Raw genomic sequence first — 16478 nt, 5'->3', positions numbered from 1 at the left:
ACAAGCCTGACACAAGCAGCATCTTTAGGATGACAGGGTCGCGCGAAGCGGGCCATAAATTGCGGTATGCTTCGCTCTGTCGCCGCCATTTTCCTGTCGCTCGCGCTGGTCTCGTGCCAAAGCGCGCTCCGCGCGCCCATCGTCTATCCCGATCAGGTCGTCGCGGTGCTGAAGGGCCCCTCTCCCTCTTCGACCGCACCGCAGGCCTATTCTGATCTTCCAGGCTGGTCCTCGGCGCAGCTGGCGGCGAGCCTGCAGGCATTCAAGCGCAGCTGCGGGCGCCTGTCGAAGCGAAGCAAGGACGACTATGTCTCGTCCAGCGCCACTTGGGCCGGCACGGTATCGGATTGGCTACAGGCGTGTGCGGCGCTCCAGCGCACGCATGATGAGCCCGGTGCGCGCGCCGCCTTCGAGACGCTTTTCATTCCGATCGAAGCCCTGTCACCTGATGGCGCGAGCCGGTTCACAGGCTATTTCGAACCGACCTATGAGGCGCGCCGCAGCCCCGTTCCACCTTATACCGAACCTGTCCCGGCCCTGCCCGCTGACCTTGTTCCAAACGGTGCGTCGCCGCTCCAGCGCCAGCGAAACGGCAAAACGCGGCCCTATCCGGCGCGCGAAGAGATTACCCGGGATGGTGTGACCGCCATTGCTTATGCGCACCCGTCGGATGTTTTCTTCTTGCAGATCCAGGGGTCTGGCCGGCTCCGGTTCCCGGATGGCTCCACCACGCGCGCCGTCTATGCGGCCCATAATGGCCAGCCCTTCCGGTCGACGGCCAACTGGCTGATGGAGACGGGCCGCATCTCCCGGGGTCAGGCGGACATGCAAGGCATCCGGGCATGGATGGACAGGGCCGGTCCGGCCGAGGCCCGCCTCGCGATGAACCAGAACCCGCGCTATGTCTTCTTCCGCGCCGAACCGGAAGGCGACCCGACGCTCGGCCCGGCAGGCGCGCAGGGCGTGCCGCTGACGCCGCTCGGCTCGATGGCTGTCGACACTAGCATCCAGCCGCTGGGTGTCCCGATGTTCGTGCAAACCACCGCACCTGGACTCGGCGGCAATTGGTCGGGCCTGCTGATTTCGCAGGACACGGGCGGCGCGATTAAGGGCGCCGTGCGCGGCGATCTCTATTTCGGCACCGGCCCGGATGCCGGCGCGCGCGCCGGAACGATGAACGCGCCGGGGCGGCTCTGGGTGCTCTTGCCGCGCAGCGTGGCTGAGCGCCTGATCCGCGCGATGCAGGTCTCCGACGCGTCCGACCTTGGCGATCCGCCATTCGCGCCTTAGACGGAGCCAATGTCGAAGCGTCGCCTGACCCCTGAAGAAGCAAAAGCCTGGTCGCGCGTCGCCAAGTCGATCAAACGGATCGGGCCGGAGACGTCAGACTTCGAAGCACTTGTTCCGGCCGTCGAGGCGGGTGAACCGGCGAACCTCCCCCGTACCATCCCCGCCACCACGCCCTCGCGGCGCCCGGTTTCGGGCCCTGCCACCCCCTCGCCACCCCCTCAGGCCCCCCCGGCCACACCCGCAAATCGGGGGAAAGAGAAGCGCATAAAACGGGGAAAGTTGGTCGTCTCTGCCACCTTCGACCTTCATGGCCACACCCAGGCAACCGCTGCGCGGATCCTGCCCGGTTTCCTGTCAGACGCGCAGGTAGACGGCGCGCGTTGTGTCTTGGTGATTACAGGAAAGGGCCGGCTGGGCGAAGGCGTCCTGAAGCGCAACTTCCTCACGTGGCTCGAAACGCCTGACGCCAGGAAAATGGTCTCGGGTTACGCCGAATCGCACCAGCGCCATGGCGGCGCAGGTGCGTTCTACGTGTTTCTTCGGAAACTGCAGTTGTAGCTGCAGACGACGTTAGCTGAAGTCGCGGAAGACGTCTGCGGCAGACACGTCTTTCTTGCGCTCTTCCTTTTCCGGCTCGTATCCAGCAGCATCGTCCTGCGTCGGCACCAGGCCCGGGCCTTCTGCATTGAGGCCTTTCTCAGCCTCGATGCGACGGCGTTTGTCTGCCGACTTGGCGATCACTTCATCCAGCTCGATCTGCGTGCAAAGGCCCAGCGTCACCGGGTCAACCGGGCGGATGGCCTGCGAATTCCAGTGCGACTTGTCGCGCACATTGTTGATCGTCGATTTCGTCGTTCCGATCGTCTTGGAGATCTGCGCATCCGACACTTCCGGGTGGTTGCGAATGAACCAGGCGACGGCATCCGGCTTGTCGGCGCGGCGGACGACAGGCGTGTACCGGCTGCCCTTGCGCGGCGGCTGAGGGATATGCGCGATCTTGGACGCCGCAATTTTCAGAACATAATCAGGGTTATCTTCGCCGCGAGCAATTTCCTCGCGCGACAGGACGCCGCCGGCTATCGGGTCAACTCCGCGCATGTTCTCGGCAACGTCTCCGTCAGCAATGCCTTTGACCTCGAGATGGTGCAGGCCGCAAAACGCGGAGATCTGGGTGAAGGTCAGTGTCGTATTGTCCAGCAGCCAGACGGCGGTCGCCTTGGGCATCAGTATCTCGGACATGGGTGTCTCCTTGGAGCGCGTTGGGGGCCTGAAATGCAGCCGCCCGACACTTCGTGCCGGGCGGTCAAGGTTTCAGGCAAGCTTGGAACCTGCTTCGCTTATAGGCCAATCAGTCCGGAATGGAAAGATACTCACTTCACCGCGAGAGGATGATCTTGCCAGAATGCTTGCCGTCGCCCATCCGGGCATGCGCCGCCTCGGCATCTTCAAAGGCATATTTGCTGTCGAGAACCGGTCTAATCCGACCGGATACGACATGAGGCCAGAAGTCTTTTTCCACCGCATCCCGGATCCGTTGTTTCTCGGGCACCGGGCGCGCCCTCAGCGTCGTTGCCGCGAGGGTCAGGCGTTTCATCAGAACGGGCGCGAAATTCACGCTGGTCTGAAAGCCGTTCTGGTAAGCGATATTGACGATCCGCCCGTCAATCTTTGCGGCGCCGATGTTTTTCTGCACGTATTCGCCGCCGACCATGTCGAGAATGACATCGGCGCCACTTTCTGCGCGGACAATGGCTTCGAAATCCTCCTCGCGATAATTGATCGCCCGGTCAGCGCCAAGGTCGGTGGCCAGGGCGCATTTCTCGGCGCTGCCGGCCGTCGTGAAGATTTTCCCGGCGCCTGCGACCCGCGCCATCTGGATCGCCATCACGCCGATACCGCTGGTGCCGCCATGACAAAGGAAATCTTCGCCCGCCTTCAGTCCGACGCGATCAAAAACGTTGGCCCAGACGGTAAACAGGGCTTCCGGGAAACAGGCCGCGTTCACCATGTCCATGCCTGTCGGCACAGGCAGGAGCGACCCCTGATCGACGCTTGCATACTCGGCATAACCGCCGCCAGCCAGCAGGCCACACACGGCATCACCGACTTTCCAGCGGGTGACCCCGTCTCCGAGCGCTTTAACGTATCCTGATATCTCAAGCCCGAGGATCGGCGAGGCGCCGGGAGGAGGTGGATAGGCCCCGGTGCGCTGTATCAGGTCCGCTCGGTTGAGACCTGCCGCCGCCACCTCGACAAGCACTTCGCCCGGCCCAGCAACAGGCGCTTTGACATCGCCCCAGCGCAGGGGAGCGCCCTCGTCTACAATCACGGCTTTCATCATATCAGTCATTCAACTTGTTCCTTCAGGAAAATCGCGTCCGGGGAGTCGCTTCTAGCCTGCCTTTCTGTTTTTATGAAAGACTGCCATCGAATGTAGAGGAGGCTTGGCCGTGTTCGAAGATGAACCGATCCTGACAAATCGCGCCCAATCGCTTGACCAGATGTCGATAGAGGAGCTGCATGAGCGCATTCGCGTCCTGCGTTGCAGAATCGAGGATTGCGAAGTGGAAATCGCCAAGAAAGAGGCCCAGAAATCAGCGGCGGATGCCCTGTTTGGCGGAAAGAATTAAGGCCCCGGAAACGGGTTGTAAGCTAAGTATTCCTTTTGGCGTTCGTGTTCTAAGGTTTTGAAGATGGCAGTAAACGGGTCACCCGAAAACGGTTCCGAAAGCCTCAACAGCTTTACCGGGGGCAAGCTCTTCGACACCGTCTTCGGCAGGGGCATGGCGCTGGTCGAGGAAACGGCGTCTTACCTTGATGGTCCGGGTCGCGAGCATGCGCGTGCGCTGCCGCGTGAAGCGGGCCTGACCTATTCCGCCTGGAGCATGGAACTGACGACGCGCCTGATGCAAGCCGCGAGCTGGCTGGTCATGCAGAAAGCCGTGCGCGATGGCGAGATGCGCCGCGAAGAGGCCTCCGCCCGTAAATACCGCATTCGCCGGGATGATCCTCCGCTCGATGCCGAAGCCCAGCGTGACAGAGGCCTGCCGCTGCGTTTCCTTGAGCTTGTCGCCCGATCAGAAGCCCTGTTCGAACAGATATGTCGTCTCGACCAGGCGCTCTACAGCGCGCCGGTTCCAGGCCAGGCCAAGAATGCCGTATCCGACCAGATCGCGCAGCTTCAAAAGGCGGCAGAGACCGGTGCCTTTGACCCCCTGATGGTCTGGCACCGCGCGAAATAGATCAAATCAGACGTTGCGAGCCCCAGTTGGCGGTGGCGGCAACAGGCTGGCCGAGCCGTTATTTCGAGCGTTCATCAAGCGCAGTCGGCGGGGCCGCCGATAAAGCACGTTCAGCGGCGTCTCGCGGGCGAGCCGATAGAAGACCAACGTCAATACGACCGCGCCCAATGAAATCACGAGGCAGGCAAGGCCCGCATTCCCGATCTGTCCGTTCGCCGCAAACCCGTGCTGCAACACCGTCATCGGGATCACGAATGTCAGGTAGATGATCAGGCAGTGTCGGCCCGCATAGCCGATCATGGACAGCCACCGGGTCCGGCCAAGCTGTATGCCGAGTGCCATGACGGCTGCTGTACCCGCGAAGCCGAGTGCAAGGCTGATCACGGGCAGACCGGAAACGCCCAGGACCACGAAAGCGGCGTTGGCGACCGTCCAGCCCAGCAGCACGCTCCACAAGTCCTTTGTGTGCCCTGAGACGCGCTCTGCAAATTCAAACACATGCGGCGCGGCAACGAAGCCAGCAAAGAAGAATACATACCAGGCGCCTAACATGTTCGCGACGTTCCAGCCTGTATCGATCCAGCCCGTTGCAAAAGCGATCTGGGTGAGAGCGGCGGCAATGAAGACTTTTCGCGCGGGCAGGAATCGGATGCACCGCGTCACGGCGTGAAACACAATCAGCATGTAGACGAGTAAAAGGCTATCGGTCGGCTTCACCAGGGCCCTCAGGACTTCAGCTATGAACGTCGCCGGATCATTTACAAGCAAGCTGGCATCCAGCGCCGCCTTCTGGATCAACAGCCAAACCAGATAGAAATACGCGAAATGCAGTATTTTCCGGTCGAAAAAGTGCTTTGTCGAACCAAACAGAGACAGGTTCAGGAACAAGGCCGCCAGGACGAAAAAGGTTGGAAACAGAAAAGGAGACGACCAAGCAACAATGGGAGTCACCCAGCTATCGTGCTGGACCAAGTCACCATAGCTTGACGTCGTGTACATCGCGACGATCAGAACGATGCAAACGCCCTTTGCCTGATCGATCCAGTTGATGCGGCCCTGTTGCATGTCTCAATTCCCCGGTTTCGGTTGCCCGGGGCGGTGCAAGATTCATGCTGTCTTGGGCGAGATCTCAGAAAGTGGCGTGAACGCGCAGGAAATTGCCGGCCTGTTCCGCGCAGAATCCTTCGCGAACCGGGGCCCGCATGACCATCAGGCGATGCCAGAGCGGTCCCAACAGGAGTTCCACGACCTCATCCAGGTCGAAATCGCGTCGAATAACGCGTTTTCCGGCCAATTCGGCCAAAAGCATGCGCAAAGGCTGGCGGATGTCGCGGCTAATCCATGCGCGCCAGACTTCTCCGGCTTCCTTGTCATCTGCAGCAGCGAGCAGCGCGACGCGCAGAACGGCGTGCCCTTGTCCGGTGCGGGCGGTCGCTTCGAGCGGCACGATCAGGGCGGTAATGCGCTCCTGCGGATCGCGCCCACCATCTGGGCTGTCGGGAATCAGGGCGAGGGCTGCATCGACGCACATCGCACCAATGGACGGCCACCAGCGGTAAATCGTCTGTTTCGAGGCGCTGGCCCGTTTGGCGACGCTGTCGACGCTGAACGCCCGCCAACCGTTTTCGGCCATTTCGACACGCGTTGCTTCGAGGATCGCCGCCTTCGATGCCTCGCTTCGCGTCGGGCCCTTTCGGGAGGCCTTGGAGCTTTCGGTTGCAGTCGTCATGGATGTCTCCTGAAAAGGCGATGGGCGGTCGCAGGCGCCTAGACGCCTTGCTGGCTATTATAGGCATATCGCTAACAGATTGTCCCGATCCGGCTTGCTGATTGCGGATTATGCGGTACTCAGGCGACGAGCAGTCAGGAAAGCGTGGCATGGAATCGATTGATGACTTGATTTCGGGCTACCGGCGGTTTCGCGCCGGCGCCTATGCAGAGCAAGCCAACCTGTATCGCGAACTGGGCGAAGGCCAGGACCCGAACATCATGTTGATTGCCTGCGCCGATAGTCGCGCGGAGCCCTCCGACATATTCAATGCGGCGCCAGGACAGCTGTTTGTGGTCAGAAATGTCGCCAACCTGGTGCCCCCATACCAGCCGGATGGCGGGCTTCACGGTGTGAGCGCCGCACTCGAATATGCGGTCAATGTTCTGCAGGTCGAGAATATCGTCGTTATGGGCCATGGCGGGTGCGGCGGGATTTCCGCGTCATTAGGTGGCCAAGGCAATCCCGCAATCGGCGAATTTGTCACGCCGTGGGTCAGCTTGCTGGAAACAGCCCGGGAGCGCGTTGTCGCGAGCGGATCGATCAATCCCCAGTTCGTTCTGGAACTGGAAGGCATCGAGGTGTCGTTGCAGAACCTCCTCACTTTCCCCTTCGTTTCGCAGGCGGTTGAGGCCGGAAAACTGTCGCTCCACGGCGCGTGGTTTGCGATCGCTCATGGCGAGCTGCACTGGCGCAATGCCAAAACGGGCCGATTTGAAGTGGTTTCGACTACTTAGCCGTGGTCAGAACTGCGGCAAATATTGCCGAAGCCAACATGCCCGCCGCCGCTGCCCGGTTGAACCAGAGGGCAAAGCCCGGATTCTGGAAGCGGTGGTTCATCGCATCGGCCGCCCAAGCGTAGACGGTCAGGCCCAGCATCTCGGTAACCGTCACGGTCGCCATGATGATGCCTGCCTGAAGCGCAACCGGGCGAGAGGCGTCAAAATACCCTGGAAGCAGCAGGCCGAAGAAAATCAGCGCATTGGGGTTCAATAGCTGAAGTCCGACGCCGTGACCGAAAAGGCTGGCTTTGGGTGGCGCCTGTGACGCGCTGGCGCGGCGTTGGGACGGGTCGCCCGTCGCCATCGTCCAAGCGAGCCAACTGATGAACAAAAGCCCGGCAATTTTGAGCACCAGCAACAAGCCGGCGGCGCCAGCGGCAAATGTTGCGATGCCTGTCGCGGCCAGCGAAATCCAGACCAGATTGGCGGCCGATACGCCGACTGCAGGAACAAGGGCGGTGGGGGCACCGTAGCGCAGCGACGTGCTCATCACCATCATGACCGCAGGACCGGGCGTCAGGCCCCCGGCAAAGAACAATGCAAGCAGGGCAATCCAGACGCTGATTTCCATGAGCTAGTCGTGGTCGCGTTTCAGGCCTTCTTGCCGCGTTCAACGGCGAGCGAAATCAGTTCGCGCGCTTTTTCGATGCCATACCATCCTTCGATACGGGTCCATTTGCCCTTCTCGAGATCCTTGTAGTGCTCGAAGAAGTGCGCCGTCTTGTCGATCAGCGTCTGCGGCAGATCGTGATATGTGGCGATCTTGTCGTAATAGCTGGTCAAGGCGCCGTGCGGCACGGCGAGGATCTTTTCGTCAGGTCCCTTGTCATCAGTCATCATCAGGACACCGACGGGGCGCGAGCGGACGACGCTTCCCGGTACCAGCGGACGATTGCCGACGACCATAACGTCGATCGGGTCACCATCGAGGCTCAGCGTGTGCGGCACGAACCCGTAATTACAGGGGTAGCGCATCTCGGTGTAGAGATAGCGGTCGACGAACATCGCGCCGGATGCCTTGTCGATCTCGTACTTGATCGGGTCACCGCCCAGCGGGACTTCGATCAGGACGTTGATATCGTCGGGCGGGTTGTTGCCGGTAGCAATCTTGGAAAGGTCCATGGGACGAGACTCGCTTGATGGGTCTGGGAGAGTTGATCTTGCTGGCGAGGCGGATGGCCTGTCGCGACGTTCAGGTCAAGTCCGTCGCGCGCCAGAGTGGGTTAATGGCGCGTGATGGTTGGGATTCAGGCGATCTGTCGGCGCTCGGCGTCGAAAATTTTCATGTCGGGCAGCGTGGGTGACAATTTGCGAAGGCGCTTCATAAAGTCCCGGCTGGCGGGCACGTCGAAATGTGCAAGCAGGGCGGGCATGTCGGTCCAGTATTCCACGAAGACGAGGCGCGCCGGGTCTTCGCAATCGGCATGGACATTGTGGGCGATACAGCCGGGTTCGGCGCGGGACCGGGCGACGTGCCTCAGGCTGAGGTCAAGGACGGCGTTGTGCGTCTCCGACGTCGTTACGACACTCCCGATAACGATGATCATCTGGAAACCTCCTGGCGGCGCTGGCCAATCAGCAATCAGGATCGCCTGAGCGCATAATTGAAACTGATGGACAGGCGCGGCGTCTCCGACCGGTTTGGCATCACTTCGTGGCGCAACCAGCTTTCCCAGAACATGGCGTGTCCCTGATTTGGGTTGGCGTAGACAAAGCGGCGGGCCGTTTCAGGCGCATCGTCCAACGGCTGGGGCGCAGCCATCATCAAGCCGAGGCGCGGGTCCTCGAACTTCAATTGGCCAGCGCCTTCAGGGATGCTCACGTAATAGGTTCCGGAGATCACGCTGCCGGGGTGGATATGGCCGGAATGACTGCCGCTTTCCCCGAGGATATTGACCCAGAGCCCGTTGAGTTCGAGGGCCTGGTCCTGCATGTCCCAGTGCAGGTCGCGGGCGAACTTCGCCGCTTCGGCATCGAGGAAAGCCAGCAGCTCTGCGACCTCTGGAAACCGCTCGGGCAGGTCGTCGAGCGAGGCATAGGACGTGTAGCCATCATAGCCCTCATGGTCGCACCAGTCATTTCCCGCCTCGTCTTCGTCCTCGAGCACCCAGCACACTTTTTCCAATGATGTGCGCAGGGGCTCATCACCGATTTCGGCGTGGCGGAGAAGGGTGGCGAAGAGGGTCTGCAGGGTCATCGGGAGGGGGTGCCTTGGGGGTGGCAAGGAGGCGACACGTCCGCACCGCCCCCGGGTCTGCCGAAGGTTTTTAGCCCTGGGGCCGAGCCGCTTTCTATTCCGGTTTGACGAATTTCAGCGTCATCCGGTCGCTCTCGCCGATGTCGGCATAGCGCATCGGGTCGAACCCGTCCGGCGTGTTGCCGTCCGAACCGGTCGACTTGCTGTTCGGTGGCAGCGTCCAGACCCCGAATGGGTGGTCTGCGGTGTCGGCCGGGTTGGCGTTGATTTCGCTGGGGCCGGCGAATTCGAATCCGGCGGCGATGGCGCGGGCCTTCACAAAGTCCTCGTGGACATACCCGGTCGCGCCGGTCGGATCCTGCGTGGCGGTGGATGGCAGGCGGTGCTCAACCACGCCAAGCACGCCGCCGGGTTTCAGTGCGGCGAAGGCGTCGGTGAAGAATTTCTCTGTGTAGCCGCCTGACATCCAGTTGTGCACGTTGCGGAATGTCAGCACCGCGTCCGCTGAACCGGGCGCGGCAAGCGGGCCGCTGATGCCGGAAAACACGCTGTATTCGATCGTGCCGAAATGCGGGTCGGCATAATTGGCCTTGAACTCGGCGAGGCGCGATTCCGTGCGTTTCCGGCGTTCTTCATCCGGTGCGGCAGCAGGATCGAAGCCCGCCGCAACCAGCGTGCCGCCACCGGCAGCCAGATAGGGCGCGAGGATATTCGTGTACCAGCCGCCGCCGGGCCAGATCTCGATCACGGTATCGGAGGGCTCAACGCCAAAGAATTCCAGGGTCTCAACCGGATGGCGCCAGGCATCCCGGGCCTTCTCCTCGTCGGACCGCGCGGAGTCATTCATGGCGACTTGCAGCGGGCTGAGTTCGGGAACCGTTTCGACCATTTCAACAGCGGGTGCTTCGGGCTTGGCGGGCGCAGCGGCCTGGCTACAGGCGGTAATCAGGCTGAGCGCAGCCCCGGCGAGCAGGAAATTCTTCATGGCGTTCTCCTCGGTCCACATCTTGAACACCTCCTTACGCTACCCAAATACTACTTGTCACGGTGCTGCATTGCGGGCCGGGACCGGGTGATATGCCAGCGCCGATGACGGGCTGGGAATTCATGTTTCCCGAAAATACCAGAGGGCCTGTTTGCTTCAGGTCTCTCACAGTTGCTTCAAATGAGAGGACTGTTTCCATGAGCAATATCGATCTGACCCCCCTTTACCGCACAATGGTTGGCTTCGACCGAATGGCCACCATGATTGACACCGCGTCCCGGCTCGACGGTACGCAGGGCTATCCGCCCTATAATATCGAGCGTTCCGGCGAGAATGCCTTCGCTATCGAAATCGCGGTGGCCGGTTTTACCGATGCCGACCTCGACATCGAAACCAAGGAAGGCCAGCTCACGGTTGCCGGCAAGAAAGGTGAGAACGAAGATGGCGACGGGCGCGAATACCTGCATCGCGGCATTGCCCAGCGCAGTTTCATTCGTCGGTTCCAGCTCGCTGATCACGTTATTGTGACTGGCGCGCGCCTCGACCATGGCGTGCTGCGCGTCGATCTCGTGCGCGAACTGCCGGAAGAGAAAAAGCCTCGCAAGATCGAAATCGGCTCGCATACCGAGGCATCCGAGCCGCGGCTGATCGGCAAGAAAGCCGCCGGCAACGCTGTCTGAGGCAAAGTCGGCTAACTGATTTTGAGCGGCGCGTCCTGACGGGCGCGCCGCTTTTCATTTGATCAGGAGAGATGCTTGCGTGCGCCCACTGTCGCGAGGAAGTCCTGCAGGGCTGTGTTCTCCGACGACTTGGCGACGGCGGACCTCACGGCGCGAAAGGCGCGGGCCGCGTAGCGCTGTGTCGACTGTTCAAACACGCCGTCGCCAAGCGTTGCCGAAGACCGCTTCTTGTCCCTTGAGGCACTGGCAGCGTTGGCACTCGCCCAAGGCAGGTAGTTGACGCTGAGCTCTTCGGCGAAGAGCGGAGCGAGTGTGCCTTCCAGCGCATTCAGGTCTTCGAACGGTCCGCCGGCATGCGGGTATTCCATATGTTCGCACCAGGCACCACGAAGGGGGCGTTATTCTGGAGCCAGTCCGCCGGTGTCGGATCGAGCAGCATTTGCTGGAACTGGGCGGCAATGGCGAAGTCAGCGACAGACGGCCTGCCCCCGAAGATGAAGAGATGGTCCTGAAGATGATCGTTGAGCCGAAGCGCAAACCGGCGCCACGAGCTATCCAGTGTCTCTCGGTTTTCGGCGTTCGCACCGACCAGCGGCAGGCGCGCCGCCATGCGTTCGGCGATCTGGGTTTGCTGGGCCTTGTAGGCGCGCGGGCGTTTGCCATCATAGAGTTGGGTCAGGACGCGGAGCGCGGCAGCCTCGCGGTCCGGCGACTGGCTCCAGCGTTGCTGGAACATGCACTTGTTCAGCCACTCGTCACCATAGTCTTCGAGCACGAGCGCGATCACGGCGCAGGCCGGATCGTCGGGTACGGCGGACGGCTCTGGATGGTCGGCTTCCAGCGCCGCGAGCATCGCCGTCGAATCCTGGCTGGCCGGCCGGGTCGGTGAAACCAGCAGGGGCACCGTGGCGACCCGCTGGGCATTTGCCTGAAAGGCAGCTTCGTTGGCACGCGACCGCGATATCCAGTCGAACGCCAGCCCCTTGTAGCGCAGGAACGCCCGCACCTTGATCGAATAGGGAGACGTGTCTGCACCGAACAGACGATAATCGTTCATTGCGCTATCCTTGCTGGTCAGGCCTTTCTCTAGGGACTTCACCCCCAACTGCCAAGCAGCGTTTGCCGCTGCGGCCGATAATCGCTATGCGCTGCTGTGACGGCGGGCCCGCCTTGGCGGCAGGACACGAAGGACAGATGAAATGCGGGTAATGCATGTCATGGCGGGCGCGGCCGAAGGCGGCGCGGAAAACATTATGCTTGAGTCGGTGCTCGCGCTTGCCGAGACAGATCTTGAGCAACATGTCGTCACCCGGCCGGACAATGAATTCCGCATCCAGAAGTTTCGTGAAGCCGGGCTAGGCGTCGATGTGGCCGCATTCAACAATAGCTGGCCCTTCCCGACACGGCGCGTGATCGCTGACGCGATCACCCGGTTCAGGCCGGACGTGATCGAATACTGGATGGGCCGGGCTGGGCAGTTTGCCACGAAACAATACCGTGCCCGGTCAATTGGCTGGTATGGCGGCTATTACAAGCTGGCGCGCTTTGCCCATTGCGAATGGCATGTGGGCCTCACCATCGATCTGTTGCGCCATATCCGCGAACAGGGTGTCGGCGACGACCGGTCGGCCATCGTGCACACCTATGCTGATTTTGCCGGGGCAGACGCGGCAAGCCGGAAAGCGCTCGACACACCGGACGACGCACCTGTCGCCCTGGCGCTGGCGCGGCTGCATGAAAAGAAGGGCCTTGATACGCTGCTCGATGCGGCCACCAAGATCGATGGCCTGTATGTCTGGATTGCGGGCGATGGCCCGCTGGAAGCTGAATTGAAGGCGCACTGCAAACGCCTCGGACTCGATGACCGCGTGCGCTTCCTAGGATGGCGCAATGATCGCGGCGCGCTTCTGGCTGCGTGCGATGTGGTCGCCTTCCCGTCACGCTATGAACCGTTCGGTACGGTGACTGTTGATGCCTGGGCGGCGTCCCGGCCCCTGGTGGCGGCGGACGCCGCCGGTCCGGCGGCCTATGTCAAAGACGGCGTCAACGGTTTGCTCATTCCAAAGAATGATGTCGACGCACTGGCCGATGCCCTGCGCAAGGTCGTCACCGACAAGGCGCTTGCGGCACAACTCGTAGCGGGTGGCCGAGCGTCCTATGAGGCGCAATTCACCAAGGCGGCGTTCCAGCGGGATTCACTGGCGCTCTATGAAAAGATCGTCGCGCATGCGGGCCCGTTTGAAGGCTGAGCCGGGTCAGGCCTGGCTTGTGTGAACCGAACTGAAGAAGCCCTCATAGAGGCGCGCGGCCGTATGGTGGCCGATGCCGATGTCGACGAGGATGCCTGCCTTGCGGAGGGAGAGGATGCCGCCATTGGCCAGCGGATGAGGGTCGAGAATGGCGCAGACGACGCGCCGGACACCTGCCTCTTTCAGTTTCAGCGAGCATGAGGCCCCGCCTGCCGAGCGTTCGCGGCAAGGCTCGAGCGTGACATAGGCGGTTCCACCACGCGCGGCGGGGCCGGCCTCGTCCAATGCGATTTCCTCAGCGTGCGGGCGTCCGCCAAGGCCGGTGACGCCGTCGCCGACAATGTGTCCGTCCGCATCGAGGATCACACACCCCACGGACGGATTTTCGGCGGTCAGGCCTTGGTTCAGTTTCGCCAGCGCGAGGGCGCGGCCCATCATGCGGCGGTCGAGGCGTCGGCTCATGGTAGGTCGGGAAGCAATGTGCTGCGGCCGGAATCCAGATATCGGACTGAAATCGGCTTCAAATTGTCGTCCAGTTCGACGAGAAGCGGGTTGCCTGTCGGAATCTCGATCCCGGTTATGGACTCATCCGGCACATTGAACAGGTGTTTGACGAGGGCGCGCAGTGAGTTGCCGTGCGCTGCGATGAGCGTGTCGGTGCCGGCACTCAGTACGGGCGCGATTTCATCGGTCCAGTAGGGCAATACGCGCTCAAGCGTCATCTTGAGGCTTTCGGCGGCTGGCACGTCGATGCCGCGATAGCGCGGATCCTTCGCCGGATTGAGCGGGCTGTCCGGGTCAATCGGCGGCGGCGGGACGTCATACGAGCGCCGCCATACATGAACCTGCTCGTCGCCATGCTTGGCCGCGGTCTCGGCCTTGTCGAGGCCGGTCAGCCCGCCATAGTGGCGCTCATTCAGGCGCCAATGCTTCTCGACAGGCATCCAGACGCGGCCCATTTCCGTGAGTGCCATCCAAAGGGTACGGATCGCACGGGTCTGAACGCTGGTGAAGGCCGCACGGAAGTCCGCATCGACATCCTTGAGCAGGACGCCGGAATGGTGCGCTTCGGCTTCGCCCTTTTCGGTGAGCTCAGCGTCCCACCAACCCGTGAAACGGTTTTCCAGGTTCCAGGCAGACTGTCCGTGGCGGACGAGGGCGAGTTTGGTCATGGTCAGGCTTTCTTCAAACGGGCATCAAAACGGGCACCTGGCGCCCTTTTCACGTTAAAACATCGCGGGTTCAAGCCTTCATGACCCGTATCAGTTCAGCGAAGGCGAGGACAACATGGTAGCCGGTCGAAGCTGGCATGTCCGTGGCGAGAACTTCTCCTTCAGCGCCATAATGGTCGATCCAGCCGCCATCCACAGTCAGGAATTCATCCATGAGCACGTCGAAGCTGCGGCAGGCGGCGGCCGCAAATCGCTCCTCGCCCGTTCGTTCAAACATGGTGATATGGGCTTTGAGCGCTTCGGTCTGAGGCCAGGTACGCCGCGACGTATCGGCCGGTTCGCCGTCGCGCGTCACTTCCTGGCACGCCCGTCCGTCGGCATCGAGCGCCGCGCAGGCGAAGGCGTACAGCGTGCCGGCAGCGTCGGGCACCGGCATGCCGGATGCGTCGGCGTAGGCGTGAAGCAACCAGACCCATTCGAACTGGTGTCCCGGCTCGACAATCTCTGCGTCGCGTCCCTGCGGAATGCCCCAATCGACGGCAAACCGCTCGCCGAGCAGTCCGCCCGGCCCGGCCGTAAAGCGGGCTTCGAACAGGGTGACAATCTCGCCAGCCCGGGCGAGATGCCCGCCTTCCGGATCAACCTTGTGCAGTGAAAGACAGGCTTCGAGCAGGTGCATGTGCGGGTTCTGCTGCCGAATCTGTGGAAACGGCAGCGCTTCGGCATAGCCACCGTTCACCCGGTCGCGCATCTGGCGATCAACCGAATCCAACAGCGCGGCGGCGCTGGCGCGGGTTTCACCCGTGCCGCCAAGCGAATCGTCGGCTTCCCCAAGCGCGAACAGGGTGAAAGCGATATCGTACAGGTCCGGCGTGTCGTCGAGAAAACCGTTGCCATCAGCGTTCAGCAAGCGACCGACCAACCCGTCGGGTCTGCGGGCGAGCTCTGTCAGGATGCCGAGGCCATGCTCGATTCGATCCGTGGAGATGTCCGGACGCCAGCCAAGGCGCAAGGCTTCCGAAAAAAAGTATGTCTGGCGGGCCTGGACCCTGACGCGGGCGTAATCGCGCTCGGCTGGTCCATGGTCGAGATCGAGCACTTCGCGGAAAAGTCCGGCAGAATTCATGCCGCGGTCGGCCCAGAGCGGAAAACAGGCGTCGCTAAGCCAGCTTCGCGCCTCATTCGCCCTGCGCTTCAAGGCCGACTTCGACATCGCGATTGATCCCCAAAAAAGCATTTGAAGCCGAGCATACGGCTCGCCAAACCGTTCGTGCTCCTGCTATCAGCAGAAGCAATGATTGGCCAGCGTCCTTGCGCGGGGCAATGCGACAGAAGGATGAGGCAGATGCGGGACTGGTTTTTCTTCCCCGCCGCGCTGGCACTTGTGGCCATGATGGTTTTCCTGGCAATCCGTCCGGGGATCGGTGCCTTGCCATCCGGTGCCGTTGCCGGGGATGGCGCGAATTATAACAAGATCGCCATAGAGGGCGATTACCTGCACAAGATCTTTGCGGGCGGCAATGCCAAGACGGAACTCGTGGACGGGACGGACAACAAGACCCTGCTCTATATCGAGGCCGAGACGGGCGCGCTGCGGGACGAATCGGAACTTGGCCCGCATTTCCGCCTGGCCGCCGACATCGAGGCGCAGTTTTCCGGCATGACGGTTCGGATCACGGTTCGCGCGCGCCCGGCGGATGATCGCGGCGCCATGCAGATCGCGATGAATTATTCGGCGGGACGGGTCGGCGAGTCCGGCTGGAGGGTTTTTGATCTCAAGCCTGAATTCTCCGACTTCAGTTTCGATTATGATGTGCCACGCATCGAGGGCGACCAGGGCGTCGACTATCTCGGCATTCGTCCGGTCGTACCGAACAAGAGCCGAGCCGTCCTGATCGAGCGCATTACGCTCGACCGGACCGGGCCCTGGAAACCGGAGGATCCTGCCTAGTGTCCCGCCCCTCAAATAACGACTATACTCCGAGTCCTGCGGAAGCCGAATTTGATGGCTTGACGGCTGGGCTTGGAACGATTCAGCTATGCCCATGATCCGCACCGGCTTTCTTTCCTCATCAGACCGTATTGAGCTTGAGGCTTGCGTGCGTCGCCAGCG

22 protein-coding genes are annotated in these 16478 nt (G+C 61.7%); 8 read left to right on the top strand and 14 right to left on the bottom strand.

Features of this window, described 5'->3' with window-relative positions; genetic code table 11:
* Positions 1-66: 66 nt before the first annotated feature.
* Together ACESNB_RS12055 and ACESNB_RS12050 are read left to right on the top strand one after the other, a co-directional pair.
* The gene (locus tag ACESNB_RS12055) at positions 67-1290 is read left to right on the top strand and encodes a murein transglycosylase A (RefSeq protein WP_373007616.1); all 1224 of its coding nucleotides are present in this window, start codon (positions 67-69) and stop codon (positions 1288-1290) included.
* Between the two features lie 9 nt (positions 1291-1299).
* Positions 1300-1848, top strand: coding sequence for a Smr/MutS family protein (locus tag ACESNB_RS12050; protein WP_373007614.1), 549 nt, complete (start codon positions 1300-1302; stop codon positions 1846-1848).
* Positions 1849-1860: 12 nt separating this feature from the next.
* Here ACESNB_RS12050 and ACESNB_RS12045 read toward each other — a convergent pair whose 3' ends face one another.
* The gene (locus tag ACESNB_RS12045; protein ID WP_373007612.1) at positions 1861-2529 is read right to left on the bottom strand and encodes a DUF1013 domain-containing protein; all 669 of its coding nucleotides are present in this window, start codon (positions 2527-2529) and stop codon (positions 1861-1863) included.
* Positions 2530-2665: 136 nt separating this feature from the next.
* Complete coding sequence (locus ACESNB_RS12040) at positions 2666-3640, bottom strand: NAD(P)H-quinone oxidoreductase (protein WP_373007610.1); 975 nt, start codon at positions 3638-3640, stop codon at positions 2666-2668.
* A 100-nt stretch (positions 3641-3740) separates the two neighbouring features.
* Between ACESNB_RS12040 and ACESNB_RS12035 the strand changes: the two genes are divergently transcribed.
* Both ACESNB_RS12035 and ACESNB_RS12030 read left to right on the top strand, forming a co-directional pair.
* Positions 3741-3920 (top strand): DUF1192 family protein, encoded by a 180-nt coding sequence (locus ACESNB_RS12035; protein ID WP_373007608.1) that lies wholly within the window; start codon positions 3741-3743, stop codon positions 3918-3920.
* A gap of 63 nt (positions 3921-3983) precedes the next feature.
* Entirely contained in the window at positions 3984-4532 is a 549-nt protein-coding gene (locus ACESNB_RS12030; RefSeq protein ID WP_340692159.1) for a DUF1465 family protein, read from the top strand.
* Positions 4533-4538: 6 nt separating this feature from the next.
* Here the strand turns inward: ACESNB_RS12030 and ACESNB_RS12025 are convergent, their stop codons facing one another.
* Together ACESNB_RS12025 and ACESNB_RS12020 are read right to left on the bottom strand one after the other, a co-directional pair.
* The gene (locus ACESNB_RS12025) at positions 4539-5597 is read right to left on the bottom strand and encodes an acyltransferase family protein (protein WP_373007606.1); all 1059 of its coding nucleotides are present in this window, start codon (positions 5595-5597) and stop codon (positions 4539-4541) included.
* 64 nt (positions 5598-5661) lie between these two features.
* On the bottom strand, positions 5662-6261 hold the full coding sequence (locus ACESNB_RS12020; protein ID WP_373007604.1) for a TetR/AcrR family transcriptional regulator: 600 nt from the start codon (positions 6259-6261) through the stop codon (positions 5662-5664).
* Positions 6262-6410: 149 nt separating this feature from the next.
* Here ACESNB_RS12020 and ACESNB_RS12015 point away from each other — a divergent pair, with 149 nt between their 5' ends.
* Positions 6411-7037: a carbonic anhydrase gene (locus ACESNB_RS12015; RefSeq protein WP_373007602.1), complete on the top strand. Its 627-nt coding sequence runs from the start codon at positions 6411-6413 to the stop codon at positions 7035-7037.
* Here the strand turns inward: ACESNB_RS12015 and ACESNB_RS12010 are convergent.
* The 5 genes from ACESNB_RS12010 to ACESNB_RS11990 form a co-directional block, all read right to left on the bottom strand.
* Positions 7030-7653, bottom strand: a complete 624-nt coding sequence (locus ACESNB_RS12010; RefSeq protein WP_373007600.1) for a LysE family translocator — start codon at positions 7651-7653, stop codon at positions 7030-7032. The two genes, ACESNB_RS12015 and ACESNB_RS12010, sit on opposite strands and share 8 nt — an antisense overlap.
* A 20-nt stretch (positions 7654-7673) precedes the next feature.
* Entirely contained in the window at positions 7674-8204 is a 531-nt protein-coding gene (gene ppa / locus ACESNB_RS12005) for an inorganic diphosphatase (protein ID WP_340692154.1), read from the bottom strand.
* Positions 8205-8329: 125 nt separating this feature from the next.
* A complete protein-coding gene (locus tag ACESNB_RS12000) occupies positions 8330-8629 on the bottom strand; it encodes a putative quinol monooxygenase (protein ID WP_373007598.1) in 300 nt (99 codons plus the stop codon).
* A 35-nt stretch (positions 8630-8664) separates the two neighbouring features.
* Entirely contained in the window at positions 8665-9279 is a 615-nt protein-coding gene (locus ACESNB_RS11995) for a TIGR02466 family protein (RefSeq protein WP_373007596.1), read from the bottom strand.
* 94 nt (positions 9280-9373) lie between these two features.
* On the bottom strand, positions 9374-10264 hold the full coding sequence (locus tag ACESNB_RS11990) for a class I SAM-dependent methyltransferase (RefSeq protein WP_373007594.1): 891 nt from the start codon (positions 10262-10264) through the stop codon (positions 9374-9376).
* Positions 10265-10461: 197 nt separating this feature from the next.
* Between ACESNB_RS11990 and ACESNB_RS11985 the strand changes: the two genes are divergently transcribed.
* Positions 10462-10944, top strand: a complete 483-nt coding sequence (locus ACESNB_RS11985) for an Hsp20 family protein (protein WP_373007592.1) — start codon at positions 10462-10464, stop codon at positions 10942-10944.
* 62 nt (positions 10945-11006) lie between these two features.
* Here ACESNB_RS11985 and ACESNB_RS11980 read toward each other — a convergent pair whose 3' ends face one another.
* Both ACESNB_RS11980 and ACESNB_RS11975 read right to left on the bottom strand, forming a co-directional pair.
* Positions 11007-11312 carry a hypothetical protein gene (locus ACESNB_RS11980; protein WP_373007590.1) on the bottom strand — a complete coding sequence of 102 codons (306 nt, stop codon included), beginning with the start codon at positions 11310-11312 and terminating at the stop codon, positions 11007-11009.
* On the bottom strand, positions 11273-12001 hold the full coding sequence (locus ACESNB_RS11975) for a glutathione S-transferase family protein (RefSeq protein ID WP_373007588.1): 729 nt from the start codon (positions 11999-12001) through the stop codon (positions 11273-11275). The genes ACESNB_RS11980 and ACESNB_RS11975 overlap by 40 nt, the downstream gene beginning before the upstream one ends.
* A gap of 142 nt (positions 12002-12143) precedes the next feature.
* On the opposite strand from ACESNB_RS11975, the gene ACESNB_RS11970 reads away from it, so the two are divergent.
* Positions 12144-13193: a glycosyltransferase gene (locus ACESNB_RS11970; RefSeq protein WP_373007586.1), complete on the top strand. Its 1050-nt coding sequence runs from the start codon at positions 12144-12146 to the stop codon at positions 13191-13193.
* Positions 13194-13199: 6 nt separating this feature from the next.
* Here the strand turns inward: ACESNB_RS11970 and ACESNB_RS11965 are convergent, their stop codons facing one another.
* From ACESNB_RS11965 to ACESNB_RS11955, 3 genes are all read right to left on the bottom strand, one after another.
* Entirely contained in the window at positions 13200-13655 is a 456-nt protein-coding gene (locus ACESNB_RS11965) for a bifunctional diaminohydroxyphosphoribosylaminopyrimidine deaminase/5-amino-6-(5-phosphoribosylamino)uracil reductase RibD (protein WP_373007584.1), read from the bottom strand.
* A complete protein-coding gene (gene gpmA, locus ACESNB_RS11960) occupies positions 13652-14365 on the bottom strand; it encodes a 2,3-diphosphoglycerate-dependent phosphoglycerate mutase (RefSeq protein ID WP_373007582.1) in 714 nt (237 codons plus the stop codon). The genes ACESNB_RS11965 and gpmA overlap by 4 nt, the downstream gene beginning before the upstream one ends.
* Before the next feature lie 70 nt (positions 14366-14435).
* Positions 14436-15578, bottom strand: a complete 1143-nt coding sequence (locus ACESNB_RS11955; protein WP_373007580.1) for an AGE family epimerase/isomerase — start codon at positions 15576-15578, stop codon at positions 14436-14438.
* A 132-nt stretch (positions 15579-15710) separates the two neighbouring features.
* On the opposite strand from ACESNB_RS11955, the gene ACESNB_RS11950 reads away from it, so the two are divergent.
* The gene (locus ACESNB_RS11950; RefSeq protein WP_373007578.1) at positions 15711-16316 is read left to right on the top strand and encodes a hypothetical protein; all 606 of its coding nucleotides are present in this window, start codon (positions 15711-15713) and stop codon (positions 16314-16316) included.
* Positions 16317-16478: the final 162 nt, after the last annotated feature.

It is taken from the genome of Hyphomonas sp., from assembly GCF_041689225.1.
In the GTDB taxonomy this organism is placed as follows: Bacteria; Pseudomonadota; Alphaproteobacteria; order Caulobacterales; family Hyphomonadaceae; genus Hyphomonas.
Note: the sequence above shows the minus strand (reverse complement) of the source record. Positions and strands in the feature narration are given on the sequence as shown.